19 protein-coding genes, 2 tRNA genes and 1 pseudogene are annotated in these 21,449 nt (G+C 60.3%); 16 read left to right on the forward strand and 6 right to left on the reverse strand.

The window, feature by feature from the left end; translation table 11 throughout:
* Positions 1–25: 25 nt before the first annotated feature.
* The 5 genes from CAF73_RS02600 to ychF all read left to right on the forward strand — a co-directional run bounded on the left by CAF73_RS02600 (position 26) and on the right by ychF (position 3,712).
* Positions 26–100 (forward strand) — tRNA-Gln (locus CAF73_RS02600).
* A gap of 47 nt (positions 101–147) precedes the next feature.
* Complete coding sequence (locus tag CAF73_RS02605) at positions 148–1,089, forward strand: ribose-phosphate pyrophosphokinase (RefSeq protein ID WP_003171603.1); 942 nt, start codon at positions 148–150, stop codon at positions 1,087–1,089.
* A gap of 141 nt (positions 1,090–1,230) precedes the next feature.
* Positions 1,231–1,833, forward strand: coding sequence for a 50S ribosomal protein L25/general stress protein Ctc (locus CAF73_RS02610; protein ID WP_085700896.1), 603 nt, complete (start codon positions 1,231–1,233; stop codon positions 1,831–1,833).
* Between the two features lie 171 nt (positions 1,834–2,004).
* Positions 2,005–2,589, forward strand: coding sequence for an aminoacyl-tRNA hydrolase (gene pth / locus CAF73_RS02615; RefSeq protein ID WP_085701811.1), 585 nt, complete (start codon positions 2,005–2,007; stop codon positions 2,587–2,589).
* A gap of 22 nt (positions 2,590–2,611) precedes the next feature.
* The gene (gene ychF / locus CAF73_RS02620; protein WP_085684819.1) at positions 2,612–3,712 is read left to right on the forward strand and encodes a redox-regulated ATPase YchF; all 1,101 of its coding nucleotides are present in this window, start codon (positions 2,612–2,614) and stop codon (positions 3,710–3,712) included.
* 63 nt (positions 3,713–3,775) lie between these two features.
* On the opposite strand, the gene CAF73_RS02625 is transcribed toward ychF, so the two are convergent.
* Positions 3,776–4,993, reverse strand: a complete 1,218-nt coding sequence (locus CAF73_RS02625) for an MFS transporter (RefSeq protein ID WP_085700898.1) — start codon at positions 4,991–4,993, stop codon at positions 3,776–3,778.
* A gap of 333 nt (positions 4,994–5,326) precedes the next feature.
* Here CAF73_RS02625 and CAF73_RS02630 point away from each other — a divergent pair, with 333 nt between their 5' ends.
* The gene (locus CAF73_RS02630; protein WP_085701812.1) at positions 5,327–7,384 is read left to right on the forward strand and encodes a methyl-accepting chemotaxis protein; all 2,058 of its coding nucleotides are present in this window, start codon (positions 5,327–5,329) and stop codon (positions 7,382–7,384) included.
* Here CAF73_RS02630 and CAF73_RS02635 read toward each other — a convergent pair.
* Positions 7,377–8,279: a LysR substrate-binding domain-containing protein gene (locus CAF73_RS02635; protein WP_085701813.1), complete on the reverse strand. Its 903-nt coding sequence runs from the start codon at positions 8,277–8,279 to the stop codon at positions 7,377–7,379. The two genes, CAF73_RS02630 and CAF73_RS02635, sit on opposite strands and share 8 nt — an antisense overlap.
* Positions 8,280–8,506: 227 nt before the next feature.
* On the opposite strand from CAF73_RS02635, the gene CAF73_RS02640 reads away from it, so the two are divergent.
* From CAF73_RS02640 to CAF73_RS02680, 9 genes are all read left to right on the forward strand, one after another.
* Positions 8,507–9,625: an ABC transporter ATP-binding protein gene (locus CAF73_RS02640; protein ID WP_085701814.1), complete on the forward strand. Its 1,119-nt coding sequence runs from the start codon at positions 8,507–8,509 to the stop codon at positions 9,623–9,625.
* Between the two features lie 15 nt (positions 9,626–9,640).
* Positions 9,641–10,561 (forward strand): ABC transporter permease, encoded by a 921-nt coding sequence (locus CAF73_RS02645; protein WP_085700902.1) that lies wholly within the window; start codon positions 9,641–9,643, stop codon positions 10,559–10,561.
* Positions 10,561–11,367 carry an ABC transporter permease gene (locus tag CAF73_RS02650; protein ID WP_085701815.1) on the forward strand — a complete coding sequence of 269 codons (807 nt, stop codon included), beginning with the start codon at positions 10,561–10,563 and terminating at the stop codon, positions 11,365–11,367. The genes CAF73_RS02645 and CAF73_RS02650 overlap by 1 nt, the downstream gene beginning before the upstream one ends.
* A 27-nt stretch (positions 11,368–11,394) precedes the next feature.
* Positions 11,395–12,441: an extracellular solute-binding protein gene (locus tag CAF73_RS02655; RefSeq protein WP_085700904.1), complete on the forward strand. Its 1,047-nt coding sequence runs from the start codon at positions 11,395–11,397 to the stop codon at positions 12,439–12,441.
* Between the two features lie 61 nt (positions 12,442–12,502).
* Positions 12,503–13,957 (forward strand): amidase, encoded by a 1,455-nt coding sequence (locus tag CAF73_RS02660; protein WP_085701816.1) that lies wholly within the window; start codon positions 12,503–12,505, stop codon positions 13,955–13,957.
* Positions 13,958–14,043: 86 nt separating this feature from the next.
* Positions 14,044–14,120, forward strand: a tRNA-Met gene (locus CAF73_RS02665).
* A 210-nt stretch (positions 14,121–14,330) separates the two neighbouring features.
* Positions 14,331–15,578, forward strand: coding sequence for an S-type pyocin domain-containing protein (locus tag CAF73_RS02670; RefSeq protein ID WP_085701817.1), 1,248 nt, complete (start codon positions 14,331–14,333; stop codon positions 15,576–15,578).
* 9 nt (positions 15,579–15,587) lie between these two features.
* Complete coding sequence (locus tag CAF73_RS02675; RefSeq protein ID WP_085700907.1) at positions 15,588–15,857, forward strand: bacteriocin immunity protein; 270 nt, start codon at positions 15,588–15,590, stop codon at positions 15,855–15,857.
* Positions 15,854–16,108 carry a bacteriocin immunity protein gene (locus CAF73_RS02680; protein ID WP_085701818.1) on the forward strand — a complete coding sequence of 85 codons (255 nt, stop codon included), beginning with the start codon at positions 15,854–15,856 and terminating at the stop codon, positions 16,106–16,108. The genes CAF73_RS02675 and CAF73_RS02680 overlap by 4 nt, the downstream gene beginning before the upstream one ends.
* An 83-nt stretch (positions 16,109–16,191) precedes the next feature.
* Here CAF73_RS02680 and CAF73_RS02685 read toward each other — a convergent pair whose 3' ends face one another.
* Positions 16,192–17,298 (reverse strand): M14 family metallopeptidase, encoded by a 1,107-nt coding sequence (locus CAF73_RS02685; RefSeq protein WP_085701819.1) that lies wholly within the window; start codon positions 17,296–17,298, stop codon positions 16,192–16,194.
* A gap of 154 nt (positions 17,299–17,452) precedes the next feature.
* Here CAF73_RS02685 and ggt point away from each other — a divergent pair, with 154 nt between their 5' ends.
* On the forward strand, positions 17,453–19,285 hold the full coding sequence (gene ggt, locus CAF73_RS02690) for a gamma-glutamyltransferase (protein WP_085701820.1): 1,833 nt from the start codon (positions 17,453–17,455) through the stop codon (positions 19,283–19,285).
* Between the two features lie 90 nt (positions 19,286–19,375).
* Here ggt and CAF73_RS02695 read toward each other — a convergent pair whose 3' ends face one another.
* From CAF73_RS02695 to CAF73_RS30740, 3 genes and pseudogenes are all read right to left on the reverse strand, one after another.
* Entirely contained in the window at positions 19,376–19,975 is a 600-nt protein-coding gene (locus CAF73_RS02695; protein ID WP_085701821.1) for a flavin reductase family protein, read from the reverse strand.
* An 87-nt stretch (positions 19,976–20,062) separates the two neighbouring features.
* Positions 20,063–20,494 carry a methyl-accepting chemotaxis protein gene (locus CAF73_RS30735; RefSeq protein WP_371857323.1) on the reverse strand — a complete coding sequence of 144 codons (432 nt, stop codon included), beginning with the start codon at positions 20,492–20,494 and terminating at the stop codon, positions 20,063–20,065.
* A 156-nt stretch (positions 20,495–20,650) separates the two neighbouring features.
* Positions 20,651–21,379 (reverse strand): annotated as a pseudogene (locus CAF73_RS30740) (PAS domain-containing protein); the annotation flags it as partial.
* Positions 21,380–21,449: the final 70 nt, after the last annotated feature.

The following is a 21,449-nucleotide window of genomic DNA, read 5'->3' on the forward strand; positions in this document are numbered from 1 at the left end:
CCCGGCACTTGCAAGCAACAGATACAGGGGCGTCGCCAAGCGGTAAGGCAGCAGGTTTTGATCCTGCCATGCGTTGGTTCGAATCCAGCCGCCCCTGCCATTTTCCTATACTCATCCAGGTATACCCTCAGCCTTCAGGTACTGCGCGTGTCCAAGATGATGGTCTTTACGGGGAACGCTAACCCCGATCTGGCTCGGCGTGTAGTACGTCAGCTGCATATCCCTCTCGGTGACATCTCTGTCGGTAAATTCTCCGACGGCGAAATTACAGCCGAGATCAATGAAAACGTTCGCGGTAAAGACGTCTTCATTATTCAGCCGACTTGCGCTCCGACCAACGACAACCTGATGGAACTGGTAGTGATGGCTGATGCCTTCCGCCGCTCCTCGGCTACTCGTATCACTGCTGTTATTCCTTATTTTGGCTATGCCCGTCAGGATCGCCGTCCGCGTTCCGCACGTGTGGCTATCAGCGCGAAAGTCGTTGCTGACATGCTCACCGTAGTCGGCATCGACCGTGTTCTCACGGTTGATCTGCATGCTGACCAGATTCAGGGTTTCTTCGATATTCCGGTAGATAACATCTACGGCTCCCCGGTTCTGGTGGATGACATCGAAGATCAGCGCTTCGAGAACCTGATGATCGTGTCCCCGGACATTGGTGGCGTCGTGCGTGCACGTGCCGTTGCCAAATCCCTGGGCGTGGATCTCGGGATCATCGACAAACGCCGTGAGAAAGCCAATCACTCTGAAGTGATGCATATCATCGGTGATGTCGAAGGGCGTACCTGCATCCTGGTCGATGACATGGTCGATACCGCCGGCACTCTGTGCCATGCGGCCAAGGCCCTGAAAGAGCATGGCGCAGCCAAGGTCTTTGCCTACTGCACACACCCTGTGCTGTCGGGTCGGGCCATCGAGAACATCGAAAATTCCGTGCTGGACGAGCTGGTGGTCACTAACACCATCCCGCTGTCCGCTGCAGCACAAGCCTGTGCACGTATCCGTCAACTGGATATCGCACCGGTTGTTGCCGAAGCGGTTCGCCGCATCAGCAATGAAGAATCGATCAGCGCGATGTTCCGTTAAGGGCCCTGCCCTTCTCGAAATGTCTCGTTGACGAAAAGCGCCCCGCCCCGGCATTCCTGCCGGGGCGGGGCTTTTTTGCCCATACCGTGTTCGGCGCTGGTCGCAAACGCCACTCGGTCATGGCTATTTTGGAGATACAAAATGAACGATTTTACTTTGAATGCTGAACTGCGTTCCGACCTGGGGAAAGGTGCGAGCCGCCGCCTGCGTCGTCTCGCCAACCTGGTTCCAGCTGTTGTTTACGGTGGCGACAAAGCCCCTGAATCCATCAGCATGCTGGCCAAAGAAGTTGCCAAACTGCTCGAAAACGAAGCTGCCTACAGCCACGTTATCGAACTGAACGTTGGTGGCACCAAGCAAAACGTGATCATCAAGGCTCTGCAGCGTCACCCGGCCAAAGGCCACGTGATGCACGCTGACTTCGTACGCGTTGTAGCTGGCCAGAAACTGACCGCTATCGTTCCTGTGCACTTCATCAACGAAGCTGCTCCAGTGAAGAAAGGCGGCGAAATCTCGCACGTTATTGCCGAGATCGAAGTTTCCTGCCTGCCAAAAGATCTGCCTGAGTTCATCGAAGTCGATCTGGCTGACGCTGAAATCGGCACCATCGTTCACCTGTCGGACCTCAAAGCTCCTAAAGGTGTCGAGTTCGTTGCTCTGGCACACGGCGATGACAAGGCTGTTGCCAACGTCCACGCTCCACGTGTTGCTCCAGAAGCTACCGAAGAAGGCGCAGCAGAGTAATTCACTCTGTCATGCCTGAGTGAGCAGGTAACATCGCGGACTGGAACGTAGCGAGAAAGCGGGCGGGAACGCGGAGTTTACATCCATGGTAAATGAGCATTTTTCGTCCACTTTCGCCGCCTTCACGGATTGCGGCGATGTTATCCACCACTCAAAGGAAGGGCCCCTATCGTGACTGCCATCAAACTGATCGTTGGCCTGGGAAATCCAGGCGCTGAATACGAACAGACCCGGCATAACGCAGGGGCCCTTTTTGTTGAGCGCATCGCCCACGCACAGAACGTGAATCTCGTGGCCGATCGCAAGTATTTCGGCCTGACCGGGCGCTTTTCGCATCAGGGTCAGGATGTTCGTCTGCTGATTCCCACCACCTACATGAACCGCAGCGGCCAGGCCGTGGCGGCAATCGCCGGTTTCTTCCGCATCAAGCCTGAAGAAATCCTGGTGGCGCACGACGAACTCGATCTGCCTCCGGGCGTCGCCAAGCTCAAGGTTGGCGGCGGTCATGGCGGTCACAACGGGTTGCGCGACATCATTGCGCAATTGGGCAATCAGAATACGTTCCACCGCCTGCGGCTTGGCATCGGCCACCCGGGCGTTGCCAGTATGGTTTCAAATTTCGTCCTGGGTCGTGCGCCTCGCGCCGAACAGGAAAAACTCGATGCCAGCATCGACTTTGCCCTCGGCGTGCTGCCGGATATCCTCGCCGGTGAATGGAACCGCGCGATGAAAAACCTGCACAGCCAGAAGGCCTGACTCTAATCCGAGGGGAAACACCATGGGATTCAATTGCGGCATCGTCGGCCTGCCTAACGTCGGCAAGTCCACCCTGTTCAACGCCCTGACCAAATCCGGGATCGCGGCCGAGAACTTCCCCTTCTGCACCATCGAGCCGAACAGCGGCATCGTGCCGATGCCCGATCCACGCCTGAACGCCCTGGCGGAAATCGTCAATCCGAAGCGCATCCTGCCGACCACCATGGAGTTCGTCGACATCGCGGGTCTGGTAGCCGGCGCTTCGAAAGGTGAAGGTCTGGGCAACAAGTTTCTGGCCAACATCCGCGAAACCGACGCGATCGCTCACGTTGTGCGCTGCTTCGAAGACGAAAACGTGATCCACGTTTCCAACAGCGTCGACCCGAAGCGCGACATCGAAATCATCGACCTGGAACTGATCTTCGCCGACCTCGACAGCTGCGAGAAGCAACTGCAGAAAGTCGCGCGCAACGCCAAGGGCGGTGACAAGGACGCAGTGGCCCAGAAAGCCCTGCTGGAGCAATTGATCCCGCACTTCACCGAAGGCAAGCCTGCACGCAGCCTGATGAAGAACATGAGCGCCGAAGAAAAGGCGATCATCAAGGGCTTTCACCTGCTGACCACCAAGCCGGTCATGTACATCGCCAACGTCGCTGAAGACGGTTTCGAGAACAACCCGCACCTGGACGTGGTCAAGGCCATCGCCGAAGAAGAAGGCGCCATGGTCGTTCCGGTCTGCAACAAGATCGAAGCGGAAATCGCCGAGCTGGACGACGGCGAAGAGAAAGACATGTTCCTCGAGGCCCTGGGCCTGGAAGAGCCTGGCCTGAACCGCGTCATCCGCGCCGGCTACGAAATGCTGCACCTGCAGACCTATTTCACCGCCGGTGTCGAAGAGGTCCGCGCCTGGACCGTCCGCGTCGGTGCCACCGCACCACAAGCCGCTGGCGTGATCCACACCGACTTCGAAAAAGGCTTCATCCGCGCTGAAGTGATCGCCTACAACGACTTCATCCAGTACAAGGGCGAAGCGGGCACCAAGGAAGCCGGTAAGTGGCGCCTGGAAGGCAAGGATTACATCGTCAAGGACGGCGACGTGATGCACTTCCGCTTCAACGTGTAAAAGCTGCACCCAAGAAAAAGCCGCGTTTGATACGCGGCTTTTTTATGCCTGAAATTCAGCCCGTCAGGCCTTTTTGGTTCTTGGCAGGAAGATCGCCAGCACCCCGAACAGCGGCAGGAACGAGCACAGGAAGTACACGTATTCGATGCCGTGAATGTCCGCCAGATGCCCGAGCAACGCCGCGCCAATCCCGCCAAAGCCGAACATCAGACCGAAGAACACCCCGGCAATCATCCCGACATTGCCCGGCACCAGTTCCTGCGCGTACACCACGATCGCCGAAAATGCCGAAGCGAGGATGAAGCCGATCACTACGCTCAGGACGCTGGTCCAGAACAGGTCGACATGCGGCATCAGCAGCGTGAATGGCGCAACGCCAAGGATCGAGAACCAGATCACTGCCTTGCGCCCGATCTTGTCACCAATCGGCCCGCCGAAGAATGTGCCCGCCGCCACCGCACCGAGGAACAGGAACAGATGCAACTGGGAACTGGCCACCGACAGGTCGAACTTCTCGATCAGGTAGAAAGTGAAGTAACTGGTCAGGCTGGCCATGTAGAAGTACTTGGAGAACACCAACAGCCCGAGCACCACCAATGCACTGATCACCCTGCCCTTCGACAGTCCATGAGTGGCGGCCTGGCCAGCCTTGAGCTTGAAAAGGTTCAGGTGATGGGCGTACCAGCGGCTGATGCGATAGAGCACAAACAACGCAAACACCGCGAACAGCCCGAACCACGCCACATTGCCTTGCCCAAAGGGAATGATGATCGCCGCGGCGAGCAACGGACCGAACGCCGAACCGGCATTACCACCGACCTGGAACGTCGATTGCGCCAGACCGAAACGCCCACCCGACGCCAGCCGTGCGATACGAGAAGCTTCAGGATGAAAGGTCGAAGAGCCGATACCGATCAGCGCCGCCGCCAGCAAGATAAGAGGGAAACTGCCGACCATCGACATCATCACAATGCCGATCAGCGTGCACACCGAACCTGCCGGCAGCAGCCACGGTTTCGGATGCCGGTCGGTGTGATAACCGACCCACGGCTGCAACAGCGAAGCGGTCAGCTGGAACGTCAAAGTAATCAGGCCGACCTGGGTGAAGCTCAGGCCATAGTTGGCCTTGAGCAGCGGATAGATCGACGGCAGCACTGACTGGATCAGGTCGTTGATCAAATGCGCCAGCGCGACCGCGCCGATGATGCGCATCACCAATGGACTGCTCTGGGGAGGAGCGGACGCCGAGGCAGCGGCGGTCTGAACGTTGCTGATAGCCATGAAATTTTCCGGACTGCAGATGGGTGCACGCGGGCAGGTGCGTCAATGTGCCATTTTTCGGTGCGCCAGCGCCATCCCCTTAGCCAGCTAACGAACTATTCAGTCGTCGCGCCGCAAGTGATAGCGCAACGCCATGGTCTGAATCTTGCCTTGCTTATCCGCTTGAACGCGGCGCCCTTACAAAGGGCATCGAGAATGGGAAGTTTCGCTACAGAGCCGGCCTACAGAGCGGGCAAGGGTGAACTTTCGAGGCCTTTTAGCAGGGCACCAATCCCGGTCGCAACGACCGCGATGCACGCCGATGGTGCGTGGTGTCCAGAGGAGTCATGAGGCATGCAGGCTTTTTTATCACCGGGGATCGGATTGCTGGGGCGGTTTGGCTTCGCGCGTAAATTCCAGTTGTTGTTTCTACTGTTTATCCTGCCTTTGGCCGGCAGCCTGTTGATGATCGGCCAGGATTATCGCGACAAACTCAATCTGATCGCCGGCGAGCGCGCCGGTGTGCGGCAATTGCTCGCCCTCGATGCACTCGACAACCTGCTCGCCGCCCAACGCGACCGCGCCGCCCGCTGGCGCGCCACGGAAACCAACCGCCAGCCGACGCCCGCGACCCTTGCCGCGATGGCTGCGTTCGATGGCGTACAACCCGCTGTCGCCCAAGCGACAGTGGACTTGGGCAATGCCCTGCAAGCCGAAGGCGCGGAAGGCGAAACCCTGGCTCGCTATCAGGCCCTGCAAGCCGCGCTCGATGGTCTGGACTCGAAAAGCCTTTCCGGTGTCGGTTGGTGGCCGGACGGTTACGACCGCTTCACCAATGCCCTCAGCGCCCTGCAAGCCTTGCGCGAGCAGATCGCGATGGACAATCGCCTGATCCTTGCACCGTGGCTGGAAACCTATCTGCTGACGCAGATTTCCACCCAGCACGCACCGGATCTGATCGAGCGGGTCGGCCGACTCGCAGCCGTCGGTCAGGCGTCCGTGGTGTCCGGCCAGTTCACCCTGCAAAGCCGTCTGCAACTGCGTGACCTGCGCAGCCGCATCGGCGATGCCCGCGAGCAACTGGTGAAAACCGCAAATCTGCTGGAGTCGCGTCTGCCGCCAGCCCTGCAAGGCTGGGCCGGGCAATATCACGACAGCCTCAAGCAACTGGATGCCGGTTTGAAAGTGCTGGATGACGGCGTGTTCGGCGGCAGCATCAATCTCAAGCCTGAAGAATTCGAACGCAGCCTCGATGCCCTGCTCGGCAACCTCGCCACGCTACGCCAGCAATCACTGGTGACGCTGGATCAGAGGCTGGATGACTACCACGGATCGGCGATTCGTCAGTTCATCGTTGTCGCGGCGGTCTTCGGGGTTCTGTTGCTGGCGGCGCTGTATCTGTTCGTCTGCCTGCAAGCCTCGATCCGCCGCAGCGCCAGCGGCATCACACTGCTGGCTGAAGCCCTGCGTGACGGTAATCTGAGCCTGCAAGTGCCTGTCGTGGGCCGTGATGAACTGGCCTCGATCAGCACCGCGCTCAACGTGGCCGTGGTGCAGTTGCGCACCAGCCTGCTGGGCGTCGATCACGAGACTTCGCAATTGAGCAACGCGGTGCGCAGCCTCAACGATCACTCCAGCGGCGCGCTCAGCGAAGTCGAAGCACAACAATTGCAGATCAGCCAGATTGCCGCAGCAGCCACGCAATTGGCGGCGACGTCTCAAGGCGTGGCGCAAAGTTGCGAACAGGCTTCCGGCAGCGCCCAGCAGACCCGACGCATCGCTACCGACAGCAGCCGTGACAGTCAACGGACCACGGCGAGCATTCAACAGCTCAATCAGCGTCTGAACGAAACCGCAGCAGCGCTCGGTCGGGTCAGCGAGCAAGGGCAGCAGATTCAACTGGTGGTCGATACCATTCGCGGAGTCGCCGAACAGACCAATCTGCTGGCGCTCAACGCCGCCATCGAAGCCGCTCGCGCCGGCGAACAAGGTCGCGGTTTTGCCGTGGTGGCCGACGAGGTGCGCAGCCTGTCGCAACGCACGCAATCGTCCACGGCGCAGATCGCCGCGACGGTCGACAGTCTGCGCAACACGGTCAACGAAGCCGTGAGCCTGATGGAGGCTGCGTGCGGCCAGGCGCAATCGGACGCAGAAGCGGTCACCGGACTCGGTGAACGCCTCGGGGAAATCGCCAGCGCCGTGCAAAGCGTCACCGACACCCTCGCCCAGATCGCCACGGCGGTCGAAGAACAGGCCAGCACCGCCGATGAGGTCAGCGGCAATATCCAGCAGGTGGATCAGGCGGCGGTTCGCCTGCTCGACGGCGCACGGGCAGTCAACCTGGCGGCAGACACCTTGAGCCAGGGCAGCAAGGCCTTGAGTGACAACACCGCACGCTTCCGGCTCAGTTGATCAAGGCTTCGGGAAAGTCCTGTTCCAGTTCAGACTTGAGCCATTGAATGAACCACGCCGCATCCGCCGACAGCTCGGCGGACGGCGTCAGCACCCGATAGCTTTCCAGCTTCACCTGAGCCTCCACTGCGCGCACCAGTTTGCCGGACCTGAGCTCTTCGCGGACCAGCACCTCATTGGCCAACGCAATGCCCTGCCCGCTCTCGGCCACCGATAACGCGTGATCGTTGTTGACGTAGAGCATGTCGGAATTGAGGTGAATATCGAGGTCATGGGCGGCGAACCACAGGTTCCACCACTCGCCGTCATCGACGTGGATCAACTCGTGCCGGACCAGATCGGCCGGGCCGCCGAGCGGCTCGATGCTTGCCAGGTACTGCGGGGTACAGATCGGAAACACACGGGGGCAGATCAACGCTTCACGGGAGTCCGCGTACTGCCCGTCGAGACCGTAGACGATGCCGAGATCGGCGCTTTTGCCATCGACTTCGGTGAAGGTCGAGTTCGGTTCGATGGCGAACTTCAACCCCGGGCGCAAGTGACGCATGGCCTCGATGCGTGGCATCAGCCAGCGCTTGGCAAAACCCGGCACCACCATGATCCGCAGCCAGCGTTCGGCTTCTCTGGGGCGCGCTTCCTTGCCGGCCTCGATGATCAACTGCAGGGCGGCCGCGATCTTGCGGTGGTATTTCTCACCGGCCGGCGTCAGGTTGACCCCGCGCGACGTGCGTTCGAACAACTGAATGCCCAGCCAGTCCTCCAGCAACTTCACATGCCGGCCAATCGCCGGCTGAGTCACGTGCAAGGCTTTCGAGGCCTCGACATAGCTGCCCAGGCGGGCAGCAGCATCGAACGCTCGCACTGCATTGAGTGGCGGCAAACGGTGGTCGGGCATGTTTCTGGCACCTGTCGGTATTAAATTAACTAACACCTGCCATGTTTAAATTGAAGTTTCGCCCCGCGCAACCCCTCGCCGATAATCGAGCCACAGCAGAACAACAAAGACAGCTGGTTTCACCCCGTACGCAATCTCGATCCTGCCCAGAAAAATAATATCCATGGCCCGACAGATTCGCTGACTTGCAGCGCAATCGCAGGCGATGGGGGAATCGGAGGTAACGCATGAATGCCCTGCATTCGCTGCAAACGCTGGCGGTGTCGATCCGCTCGGTGCGCAAGGTCTACGGCGATCCGGACAGCGGTCCGGTGGCGTTGAAAAATATCGATCTGGATATCCGCGACAACGAATTCTTCACTCTCCTCGGGCCCTCCGGCTGTGGCAAGACCACGCTGCTGCGGATGATTGCCGGGTTCGAGTTTCCAACGCAGGGCGAGATCCTGCTCTACGGCGAAAACATCGCCGAACGCCCACCGTTTCAGCGCCCGGTCAACACGGTGTTCCAGCACTACGCACTGTTCCCGCACATGACCATCGCCGAAAACCTGGCCTTCGGCCTTGAATCGCACCCGATGGGCAAGGTCCTGACCAAGGCGCAGATCGCCGAGCGCGTGCGCGAGATGCTTGCCCTGGTGCAGATGGAACGCTTCGCCCATCGCAAGCCGGCGCAACTTTCCGGCGGCCAGCAGCAGCGCGTCGCCCTCGCCCGCGCACTGGCGCCGCATCCCAAGGTCCTGTTGCTTGACGAGCCGCTGTCGGCACTTGATCTCAAGTTGCGCCAGGCCATGCGCGAAGAGCTGAAAACCATCCAGGCCAGGACCGGCATCACCTTCATCTTCGTCACCCACGACCAGGAAGAAGCGCTGACCATGTCTGACCGCATCGCCGTGCTGTCCGAAGGCGAAGTGCAGCAAGTCGGTCGCCCGGAAGACATCTACGAACGGCCGCGTAATCGCTTCGTGGCCGACTTCATCGGCGAAACCAACTTCATCCAGGCCAGCGTCACTCGCGTCGAGGACGGTATGGCGTGGTTCGCCGGGCCGGCCGGGCACCCTCTGCCGGCGCAGCCGTGCAACGACGTGCAACCGGGTGCCGGCGTCACCCTGTCGGTGCGCCCCGAGCGCCTGCACCTGGTGCCTGCCAATACTGAGGCGGCGTTGCCGTGCCGGGTCCAAGCGCAGATTTATCTGGGCACCGACCTGCAATACCAGGTCAGCCTCGGCGACGGTTCGCGCCTCACAGTGCGCACACCCAACTGCATCGATCAGAGCCTGCGTTTTGCCGTGGGCAGCCAGGCCGGTCTGCTGTTCGACCGGGGAAGCGCCAGCGTCCTGCACGATTGAACCCGAGGAGTTGTCATGCACGCCTTACCGATAACCAACACGCTTGAACGCCGACGGGCATTGCAGAGCTTCCTCGGTGTCAGTCCGGCGCTGATCGCCATCGCTCTGTTTCTGGTAGTACCGATCCTGATCGTCATCGGTTATTCGCTGATGGAAGCCAACCCCTACGGCGGGGTGAACAAGGTGTTCAGCAGCGACGCCTACACCTCACTGCTGTTCGAACGGCAAATGGACGATAGCCTGGCCTTCGCCGACTCCTACCTGATCATCGCCCTGCGCTCGGTCGGGATCGCCGGCCTGACCACCGTCATCACGCTGCTGATCGGGTTTCCGGTGGCGGTGTGGCTGGCCATGCAGCCGGCGCATCGGCGCGGTCTGTTGATCTTTCTGATCACCGTGCCGTTCTGGGCCAACCTGCTGATCCGCACTTACGCGTGGATTCTGCTGCTGCGTAACACCGGGGTGATCAACAACAGTCTGATGGGCATGGGCGTCATCCATGAGCCGCTGCAGTTGCTGTACACCGACGGCGCCGTGTTGCTGGGGCTGGTTTATACCTATGCGCCCTTCGTGGTTTTGCCCATCTACGCCACGCTGGAAAAAATGGATATCCGCCTGCTCGAGGCCGCTCAGGACTTGTATGCCGGACGCCTGCGCACCTTGCGCAAAGTGGTGCTGCCGATCGCCAGACCGGGAATTCTCGCCGGCGCCATTCTCACCTTCGTGCCGTGCCTGGGCGCGATGATTGCCCCGGAACTGCTCGGTGGCGGCACGCGGATGATGCTCGGCAACCTGATCTTCCGACAGTTCAGCGATGCCCGTAACTGGCCGTTCGGCGCGGCGCTGTCGCTGGTGCTGATGGCGGCAGTAATGCTGGTGCTGACGGTCTATGCCTTGCGCGCCGAACGCCAGCGCATCGCCAAAGGAGGTGCGTGATGATCGGTCTGCTCAAACGCAAGGGACTGGGCGTACAGGATTTCCCAGGATTCGGCGGTTTCAGTTTTCTGTTCTACCTGTACCTCTACGCGCCGATCGTGGTGCTGGTGGTGTTCTCGTTCAACGCCAACCAGTCGGCCACGGTATGGACCGGTTTCAGCCTCGACTGGTATCGCGCCGCATTCGCCAATCAGGCGCTGCGCCAGGCGGCCGGCAACAGTCTGCTGATCGCGGTGTGCGCCAGCATGGTCGCCACGGCGATTGCCACCCTGGCGGCCCTCGGTACCTCACGGGGCGCGAAGTTCAAGGGCCTGCAACTGTCGATGGGCGCGATCATGCTGCCGCTGGTTCTGCCGGAAATCGTCGTCGGCGTCGCCACGCTCGCGCTGTTCTCAACCATCGGCCTGTCGCTCGGCTACGGCAATCTGATCATCGCCCATACGGTGTTCTGCATTCCGTTTGCCTACCTGCCGATCCGGGCTCGGCTCAACGACATGGACCTGTCGCTGGAACAAGCCTCGGCCGACCTGTATGCCGGCCCGTGGCGGACCTTTCGCAAAGTCACCCTGCCGTTGCTGATGCCGGGGATTTTCTCCGGGCTGATGCTGGCCTTCATCGTCTCGCTGGATAACTTCGTGATCTCGATGATGGTCTCCCAGGCCGGCACCACAACGCTGCCGATCTTCATCTTCGGCCTGTTGCGCATGGGCGTGACACCCGACGTCAACGCCGTGTCGACCCTGATCCTGGGCGTCTCGGTGCTGTTTGTCAGCCTCTCTTACCTGCTGGGCAAAAAGAACGCCTGAACCTTCCAAGAACCGTGGGGAAATAGCATGAGCAAGTGGATAAAAAGCGTCGGCACTTCGTTGTTTCTGACTGTGCCGCTGGTCATGGCCGGGAGTGTTCAAGCCGCCGAAAAACTCAACGTGGTGAGCTGGAGCGGTTACTTTTCACCGGAAATTCTCGCCAAATTCCAGAAGCAGACCGGCATCGAAGTCACCGTCGACTCCTACGACTCCAACGAGACGCTGCTGGCCAAACTGAAACAGGGCGGCGCCGGTTACGACGTGGCGATTCCCTCGCACCAGTTCATTCCGATCCTGATCAAGGAAAACCTGCTGGAGCGCTTCGATCCGGTCAAGGAGCCGTACTACGCCAGTGTGGTCGACAACCTGAAAAAACCGACCTGGGATCCGGAAGGCGCCTATTCGGTGCCGTTCATCTGGGGCACCACCAGCGTGGTGCTCGACAGTGGCCGCTACAAAGGCCCGGCCGACAGCTACAAAGTGCTCTACGAGCCGCCGGCCGAGTTGCAGGGGCGGATCAACATGTTCGATTCGGTCAGTGACATGGTCGACATGGCCAGCCTGTACCTGAACATTCCGCTGTGCAGCGAGGACCCGAAACAGATGCAACAGATCCTCACGTTGCTCAAGGCGCAGAAGCCATTCGTCAAGACCTACAGCTCCAAGGCCGGCTCGATCCGCGAGAACCTCGCCTCGGGCGAAATCGATATGTCGATGTTCTGGGGCGGTTCGTCCATGCGCGCCCGCGAGATGAAACCGAGCCTGAAATATCTGTATCCGAAAGAAGGGGTGCTGGCCTGGGTCGACAACATGGTCATCCCCGCCGGCAGCAAGAACCCGGCGAATGCCAAGGCGTTCATCGCGTTTCTCAGCCAGCCGGAAAACTCGGCGATGACCCAGAACTTCCTCAAGCATCAGAGCCCGATCAAAGGCGTCGAACCGTTCCTCGATGCGAGCCTCAAGGATGCACCGGAACTGCATATTCCCGAGGGCACCCATGTGGTGTTCAGCAAGACCTGCGGCGAAGGCGCGATCCGTCTGGCCGATCGTCTGTGGACCAACCTGATGCGTTGATTTCTACCGCCCCGGCACGAGGCCGGGGCGTTTTTCCAGCCGTCTGAAGGGCGCCGTCGTCATGAACTCCAATAACATCAGCGAACTGGTCCTGTTGCCGGCCATCGAGCTCGCCGAACGCATCCGTCTGCGCCAGGTTTCCTGCCGCGAAGTGATGCAGACCTATCTTGCCCACATCGACCGGTTCAACTCGTCAGTCAATGCACTGATCAGCCTGCAGGCGCCGGAGGATCTGTTGGCCCAGGCCGACACACGTGACGCCGAACTGAGCCGGGGCCAGTACCGAGGCTGGATGCACGGCCTGCCCCACGCTATCAAGGATCTGTCGCTGACCTGCGGCATCCGCACCACGCTGGGCTCACCGCTGTTCAAGCACTTCATTCCCGAGCGTGACGGGATCATGGTCGAGCGGATCAAGGCTGCCGGCGCGATCATCATCGGCAAGACCAACACCCCGGAATTCGGCCTCGGTTCGCAGAGCTACAACCCGCTGTTCGGCGCCACCGGCTGCGCCTTTGACCCGAGCAAAACCGCCGGCGGCAGCAGTGGCGGCGCGGCGGCGGCACTGGCGATGCATCTGGTGCCGGTGGCCGATGGCAGCGACATGATGGGCTCGCTGCGTAACCCGGCAGCGTTCAACAACATCTTCGGTTTCCGTCCGTCTCAGGGCCGCGTGCCGTTCGATGACAGCGCCGATCTGTTCTTCGATCAACTCGGCTATGAAGGTCCCATGGCGCGCAGTGTGCGTGATGCCGCGATGCTGCTGTCGGTGCAGGCCGGTGGCGATGCGCGGGCACCGCTGTCGATCAGTGAACCCGGTGAGGCCTTTGCCGCACCGCTGGAACGCGACTTCACCGGTACAAGGATCGGCTGGCTCGGCGACTTCGGCGGGTATCTGCCCATGGAGAACGGCATTCTCGCGTTGTGTGAAAGGACCTTTGCCGACTTTGAAAGCTTGGGTTGCCATATCGAGTCGGTGCGTCCGGAGTTTGCCCCTGAGAAGCTGTGGAGCAGTTGGCGCACCTTGCGCCATTGGATGGTCGCCGGATCCCTGGGCGCTGCTTATGCCGATCCGCAAAAACGGACGCTGTTGAAACCGGAAGCCTGCTGGGAAGTGGAAAACGGTCTGAAGCTCTCGGCCAGCGAAGTGTTCGCCGCCTCGGTGGTGCGCAGCGACTGGTATCGGGCGATCTCACGCTTGTTCGAGCAATACGACTATCTGCTGCTGCCCAGCGCGCAGGTCTTCCCGTTCGACAAGACGCAACCCTGGCCGACCGCGATCGAGGGAGTGAGCATGGACACTTATCATCGCTGGATGGAGGTGGTGATTCCCGGCACGTTATCCGGTTGCCCGGTGGCGAACGTCCAGGCCGGCTTCAATGCCCGGGGTTTGCCGATGGGGTTGCAGATCATCGGCCGGCATCAGGCGGACTTCGCCGTTCTGCAACTGGCGCACGCGTATGAGCAGGCCAGTCGCTGGTTCCAGCGCTGCCCTTCGCCACTGTTGAACGCCTGATTTTGATAAACGGTTGAAAGCGTAGAAAAAATTTTGAAATTTACGCTTGACGCTTTTCCATTTCAGGGGAATAATGCGCGCCACTTGGCTACATAGCTCAGTTGGTTAGAGCATAGCATTCATAATGCTGGGGTCCGGGGTTCAAGTCCCTGTGTAGCCACCAAGTACTAAAAACGGCTTACCGAAAGGTAGGCCGTTTTTTTATGCCTCGAGAAAAGCGATCCTCCGGGCGAACTGACCAGATTCCGTAGGACCAGGGTGCGAAAGACGTACGAAGAGGATTTTTCGTTCGAGCAAGCACCGGGATCGTATTGATCGCCGTTCAGCCTGACCGACAAGCTCCCCTGTCTCGATCCCAAGACAGGGAATTGTCATGGACCTGGACAAATACCTTTTCGACGATGAATGGCATCGAAAGCGCTGGAATGGCGGTGCCTCGTGGGCCGCCTGGAATCCACCCCAAGAGCCAGAACCCCTCTACGTTCCAACAGATGAATGGCCCACCCCAAAACCCCGCGACGATCTGGTTTTTGCCAAATCCTGCACACCGGATAACTGGTGTCGAACGGATGCCGGCACGACACCCGAGCCCGCCTCAAGTTTTGGCAAGGTCATGGTGGCGGGCGCCATGCGTGTTCCTGCTGCCAGCCATGACGTAGCGAAGGCAATCGGCGCTGATCTGGCCCTGGGGCGCATGGCCGGTGGTGGCATCCTGCAGCAGCGTCTCAACTGGGCCCTGCGTGTCGCCGGCGGCCCGGCCAGTATGCTCATCCTCGGGATGCTGCCGACCCGAATGGGCGACGGCACGCTCTACACCGACGATCAACTACGCACCTTGTCTCGCGCAACCACTCGCGTGCGCCTCCAGTTCCGACGCGATGCCGAAGGCGTCATGCAGGTCTACGGCATCCACACCGGAGCCTCAGGCGACGACTCGGTACGTACCGTAAAAGTCCAGTGGAACAGCGACAAGACCGCCATGGAGGCGAAGCTCAACGGCATCACCATTCTGTGGACACCGCAACGCGGGCCGCTGGGAGCGATGCCGCCGCTGGTTTATCCGGAGCACGGCGAGCCACTGAGCACGATCCTCGTCCACCCGATCGCCGCGAACACCGACAGCCAGATAGAAATCCTGCCCGGCGAAGACATCACCGCCGAAGATTGCATTCTGGTGTTTCCGGCGGAGACCGGACTGAAGTCGTTGTATGTGGTGTTTTCGAAACCGGCCAGGTTGATGCCGGGGATGGTGACGGGGGTTGGGGAGGATGTTACCGGTGTATGGCTTGACCATGCCCGGGCGGGATCTGGCGCGCCGATCCCAACCAGCATTGCCGATTCGCTAAGAGGCCGTGAATATTCCAGCTTTGATTCATTCAGGCGCGCCTTCTGGGCCGAAGCCTCAAAAGATACCAGGCTAGCCGAGCAGCTCAGCGAAGACAGCCTGGAGCGCATGCGCAACGGAAAGGCACCTCGCGCCCGATTAGCTGATGCAGTCGGCAAGAGAATCTCTCACGAAATTCATCATGTGGAACTGATATCTCAAGGCGGCGAGGTCTATAACGTTGACAACCTCAGAGTCCACACCCCCAAAAATCACGTCGAAGTACACCAGGATTGAGGTAATTGCATGAGCGACCCTTTCATCAAAAACAACTTTTCTGATTACACCGAACAAGACTTCGTTGAGTTCATTGACGAGATCAGAAAGGAAGACAAAGCACCGACAGATGACCGTGCAGATATTCTATTGCTGCACTTCAACGAGATCGTTGGGCATCCGAGCAAGATGGACCTTATCTACTACCCTGAGCCAGGTGCTGACACGTCATCCTCTGGCATAGCCCGCACAGTCGCGACATGGCGTGAAGCAAACGGGCTGCCAGGATTCAAGAAATGAAGATCTATGAGAAAACCATTTCTGACTACACGGAAGCCGAGTTCATTGAGTTTCTGAACTCCGTGCTGGCGGCCAATACAAGACCTGATGAAATACTTGACCCTCTAATTTTTGAGTTTGAACGTCTCAGTGAGCACCCGGCAGGATCTGACTTGATTTACTGGCCAAAAGATGGCGCGCAATGCACTCCCGAAGGCATCACAGAAACGGTGAAAAAGTGGCGCGCTACCAACGGACTGCCTGGCTTCTAGCAGTAACCATCCGGCATTCATAGTCAAAACCGCTGCGCACCACCAGGCCGCCAAAGCGGCTTACCGAAAGGCAAGCCGTTTGTTTATCCCTCGCCCGCTAAAGCCCTGAGCCCCTTCGCCCATATCTGCCGCGTGCGCAATCCCACCATCGCCCGCCAGTCCGGATCCGCCGGATAGAACTGCTCCAGCAGGTTCAACTTGATCGCCCGCCCGGTCGCATCCAGCGGATCGCCGTGCAGATGCAGCCAGTGATCATCGCGCAAGTAGCGATGTACATCCGGCCCCGGGTAAGTCCCGCACTCGATCACAAACGGCATCAACTGCACTCCCGGCAGCGCATCGAGCAGCGCCTGCGAGGTGTACCCGGTGGCGGTCGCCGCAACACCGGTTTCGCTCAAGGTTTCGGCATCGGTGTGCAGGGTATAGAGCCATGGGCCATAGATCGATTGCGCTTTGGCTAACGCCGGATACGGCCCTCGGGTAATCGTCAGCAGCATCGGATGCCCGTACTCGCCGGCGCCAGTGTGCAGGTCGAAACACATCACGGTTTCAGCACCGGCCAGATGATTCTCGATGATTGAATGCAACGTGCGATTCGACCAGCTCGGCGCAAGTCCGCCAAAAAACAGTCCGTCGGGATGACTGTGCTGGCCACCCTCGACAATCGACATGACGGCCGGCCAGCCATGCTTGGCGATTTGCGCATCAAGCAAGCCATCAGCTTTTTGCCGCTCGGGGCCGTTCAAATCGGTGCAGGCGTAAATTTCATGCAGAGTGGCGTAAGCCTGGTTATCCGGAAGCGGTCGGTTGAAATCCAGATGATTGCGGTTGAGGTCGATGTTGTCTTCGTTGACCCGCCGCAGCCATGCCGTGCCCCACGGGTTGATCAGGTGAATCATCACCACCGCGACATCCTTCGCCAGCGACTCCTGCGTGAAATGCTTGAGCCAGTCGATCTGGCACTCCGAACCGTAATAACCCTCAACCCCGTGGGTGCCGCTGAGCGCCACCAGGCGCCGCTTGGCCGATGGATCCCCCAGTACCGCGACATCGGTACTCAAAGACTCGCCAAACGGCCCATTGAGCAGATGCGCGTACGAAGAGAGCGTTGCGCCCGCCCCCTTCGCGGCGGCCAGAAAGCGCTCGCGCTGTTCGCGATAGCTGGGCCGGGTCGGAAACTCGTTGTGCATGGCGACCTCTTGTTGATTGTTCTGGCTTCACGTTTGCCCATGACCCTACAGAAAATCCGCCAAGGCATGAAGGACAAAGATACCTGCGGTTTGCGTCGTACACGGTCGGCCGATACAGTCCGTCAGACTTTTATCCCACGGACGGAGAGCCCGCGTGTTTCCAGCCCTGCCCCTGAACCGTTTTCGCCTGCCCGCCCTGGCTCTGATCGTCAGCGCCATCGCCCTCACGGCCTGTAACGCACCGCCCTCCTCGACTCTGCCGCTGGCACCGGAAGCCGCCTCCGGTTACCGCACCGGCCTGCAAGCCAGCCACGCTGAAAAACACATGGCCGCCGCTGCCAATCCGCTGGCCGCCGAGGCCGGTCGCGAGATGTTGCGTCAGGGTGGTTCCGCCATCGATGCCGCCATCGCGATGCAAGCCGTGTTGACCCTGGTCGAGCCGCAGTCCTCCGGGATCGGCGGTGGCGCGATGATCGTGCTGTGGGACGGCAAACAGGTGCGCACCTACGACGGTCGCGAAACCGCACCGGCCGGCGCGACCGAGAAGCTGTTTCTTCAGGACGACGGCAAACCGATGGCGTTCCCGCAGGCGCAGATCGGCGGACGCTCTGTCGGCACGCCGGGCGTGATGCGAGCGCTGGAACTGGCGCACAAAAAGCACGGCCGTTTGCCGTGGGCGACGTTGTTCGAGCCGGCGATCAAACTGGCGGAACAGGGCTTTGCAATTTCCCCGCGCCTGCATTCGCTGCTGGAATCCGATCCGGTGATTCGCCGTTCGCCGGACATGGCCAGGTACTTTCTGAACAGCGACGGCAGCGTCAAGGCCGTCGGCACGCGATTGCAAAACCCGGCGCTGGCCGCCGTGCTTAAACGCATCGCCAATGAAGGTGCGGACGCGCTGTACAAAGGCCCGATCGCGGAAGAGATCGTGGCCAAGGTTCAGGGGCACGCCAACCCCGGCAGCCTGTCACTGACCGACCTTCAGCACTATCAGGCCAAGGAGCGCGCGCCCCTGTGCACCGACTACAAGCGCTGGCAGGTTTGCGGCATGCCGCCACCCTCATCGGGCGGGATTGCGGTGGCGCAGATTCTCGGCACCTTGCAGGCGCTGGAAACCCGCGATCCGCGCCTGTCCCTGACGCCGCTCAAGCCTGTGCAAACCGATAAACCCGCCGCTATCGAGCCCGCGCCGCAAGCCGTGCACCTGATCGCCGAAGCCGAACGTCTGGCCTACGCCGACCGCGCGCAATACGTAGCCGATACCGATTTCGTGCCGGTGCCGGTCAAAGGCCTGGTCGATCCGGGTTACCTGGCCAGCCGCGCCAGCCTGATCGGCGAACGCAGCATGGGCAGTGCCAAACCCGGCACACCGCCGGGCGTGCAGGTCGCCTACGCGCCGGATCGCTCGCCGCTGCGCATTTCCACCTCGCAAGTGGTCGCGGTGGATGACTTCGGTGGCGCCGTGTCGATGACCACCACCATCGAAGCAGCGTTCGGCTCGCACCTGATGGTTCAGGGCTTCTTGCTCAACAATCAGATGACCGATTTCTCGTTCATCCCCGAAGAGAACGGACAGAAAGTCGCCAACCGCGTAGAGCCCGGCAAACGCCCTCGCTCGTCGATGGCACCGACCCTGATCTTTGATCGCAACAGCGGCGAATTCGTCGCCACCGTCGGCTCGCCCGGCGGCTCGCAGATCATCGAATACGTGGCCAAAACCACCGTCGGTCTGCTCGACTGGAACCTCGACCCGCAAAGCGCCATCAGCCTGCCCAACTTCGGCAGCCGCAACGGCCCCACCGAACTGGAACAGGGCCAGTTCAGCCCGACGCTGATCCAGGCACTCAAGGACAAGGGCCACGCTGTGAGCGAAATCGACATGACCAGCGGCACCCAGGCCATCGTGCGGGTCAAGGATGCCCAGGGGAATGCAACGCTGGCGGGTGGGGCAGATCCTCGGCGCGAAGGAGTAGCGTTAGGGGATTGAATTCCCTACCAGCCAACTGAAAAAGGCTTACCGAGAGGCAAGCCTTTTTTGTATTGCAACATCCGGCCATGACCTGTCATCAAGCGGCGCTCAAACCGACAGCGTCTTGCCATCCACCGGATCGCCAATTGTCAGGAAGTGTCCACCGGCCACATGATGCAGCGTGCGCAAGCCGTCATGCCCCTCGAAGTGCCAGCGTCCATCGCTGAAGACTCGCGAATCAGCGTGCGCCGCAATGACCTCGGCCAGGAACAGATCGTACTGTTCATGATTGCGCGGCTCCGGCAGCAACCGGCATTCGAGCCAGGCGACACAACCGTCCAGCATCGGTGCATCGACCTGCTCACCGGCGAAAGTCGGCAGGCCATAAGCCTGGAACTTGTCCCGCCCCTGATCCCGATTGATTTCAAGACCCGAAGTCGAACCCACGGTCTGCACGATGTCAGCCTGATTCACACAGGGAACGTTGAGAACAAAAGTGCTCGAGGCCTCGAGCAGTTGTCGGGTCCAGGTGGATTTGTCGAGGACTACCGCCACTTTCGGCGGATCGAAATCCAGCGGCATGGCCCACGCAGCGGCCATGATGTTGCGCTGCCCGTCATGGGCGGCACTGACCAGCACGGTCGGCCCGTGATTGAGCAGGCGGTAGGCTTTGTTCAGGGGAACCGGGCGACGGAAGGACTCGCGCATGGGATCTGCTCCGGGAAAAAGAGCCGATTGTAGCGGGATAGAAACAACGAAGGGATGACCGCGAACCATCCCTTCGCCCGACAGGCATCAGCTCGATAACTGGTTGGCGAACTGGCCGACCGCATCCACCACTTTCTGCGCGCCGTCCTGAATCTCGACGATTACCGTACCCGCCTCTGCCGCCAGCGCCAGCCCTTGTTCGGCCTGTTGCTTGCCGTCAGTCATCAGGGCCACGGCGTTGCGCGCCATGTCCTGGTTCTGGCGCACCACACCGACAATTTCTTCGGTCGCCTGACTGGTGCGCGAAGCCAGTTGCCGCACTTCGTCGGCCACCACCGCAAAGCCCCGGCCCTGCTCACCGGCGCGAGCGGCTTCGATGGCGGCATTCAGCGCCAGCAGGTTGGTCTGTTCGGCAATGCCGCTGATGGTCTTGACGATGGTGCCGATCACCTGGGATTGCTCGTTCAGCGCCTCGATGCCCTCGCCGGCGGTCTGCATGTGTTTCGACAGATCGCGCATCACGTTGACTGCTTCAGTTACCACACGGGTGCCGCGCTGGGCGGTGCTGTCAGTTTGCAGGGACGTGCTGTAGGCGATGTTGGCGGCATCGGCGACAGCCTGTTCCTGATTGACCTGATCGGTGATCACCGTGGCGAACTTCACCACTTTGTAGAGTTTTTCGTTGGCGTCGAGCACCGGGTTGTAGGACGCCTCCAGCCAGACCGTCCGGCCATGGCTGTCGACCCGCTTGAAACGGCCGGCGACGAATTCGCCGTTGTTCAGGCGACGCCAGAAGTTCTGGTACTCGGCGCTGTTGTACTCCTCCGGCTCACAGAACTGGCGGTGATGTTTGCCCTTGATCTGCGCCAGGCTGTAACCCATGCCCTGGAGGAACCGGTCGTTGGCAGTCAGCACATTTCCGCTGAGGTCGAACTCGATCACGGCGGTCGAACGTACCAGCGCGCCGATCAGGTTCTCGTGTTCGCGGGAGGCCTCGATGGTGCGGGTCAGGTCGCTGGAGAAAATCGAGAAATGCTTGATCCGGCCATCCGATGAACGAATCGGCTGGGCGATCGAACGCAACCACGCCTCTTCGCCATTACCGCGGGAAAGACGCACAGCGCCGGCGAAATGCTCGCCACGGGTCAAAGCGGCCTTGAAGCGGTGATGAAAATCGTCGGACTTCACATGCGCCGGCACGATGTCTTCGATCGCTCGGCCGATCAGGTCCTGACTCTTGTAGAACATTTCACTGAGGAAATTCTGGTTGACCGACTGAATCCGTCCGTCGGGCTCAAGGGTAAGCACCAGCATCTCGCTTTCCAGGCTTTCCTTCACTTGCAGAAGGCTGGAGAGTTCTTCACGAAGAGCCGCCAGCTCTTGCTTCAGGCGTTTGTTGAACATGGGAAAGCACCGATGGACTGGATGGATAGCGGGTATGCAGCCTAACCATCGGCCTTGGAAATCTTTTCTG

This window comes from Pseudomonas sp. B15(2017) (assembly GCF_002113215.1).
GTDB lineage: Bacteria > Pseudomonadota > Gammaproteobacteria > Pseudomonadales > Pseudomonadaceae > Aquipseudomonas.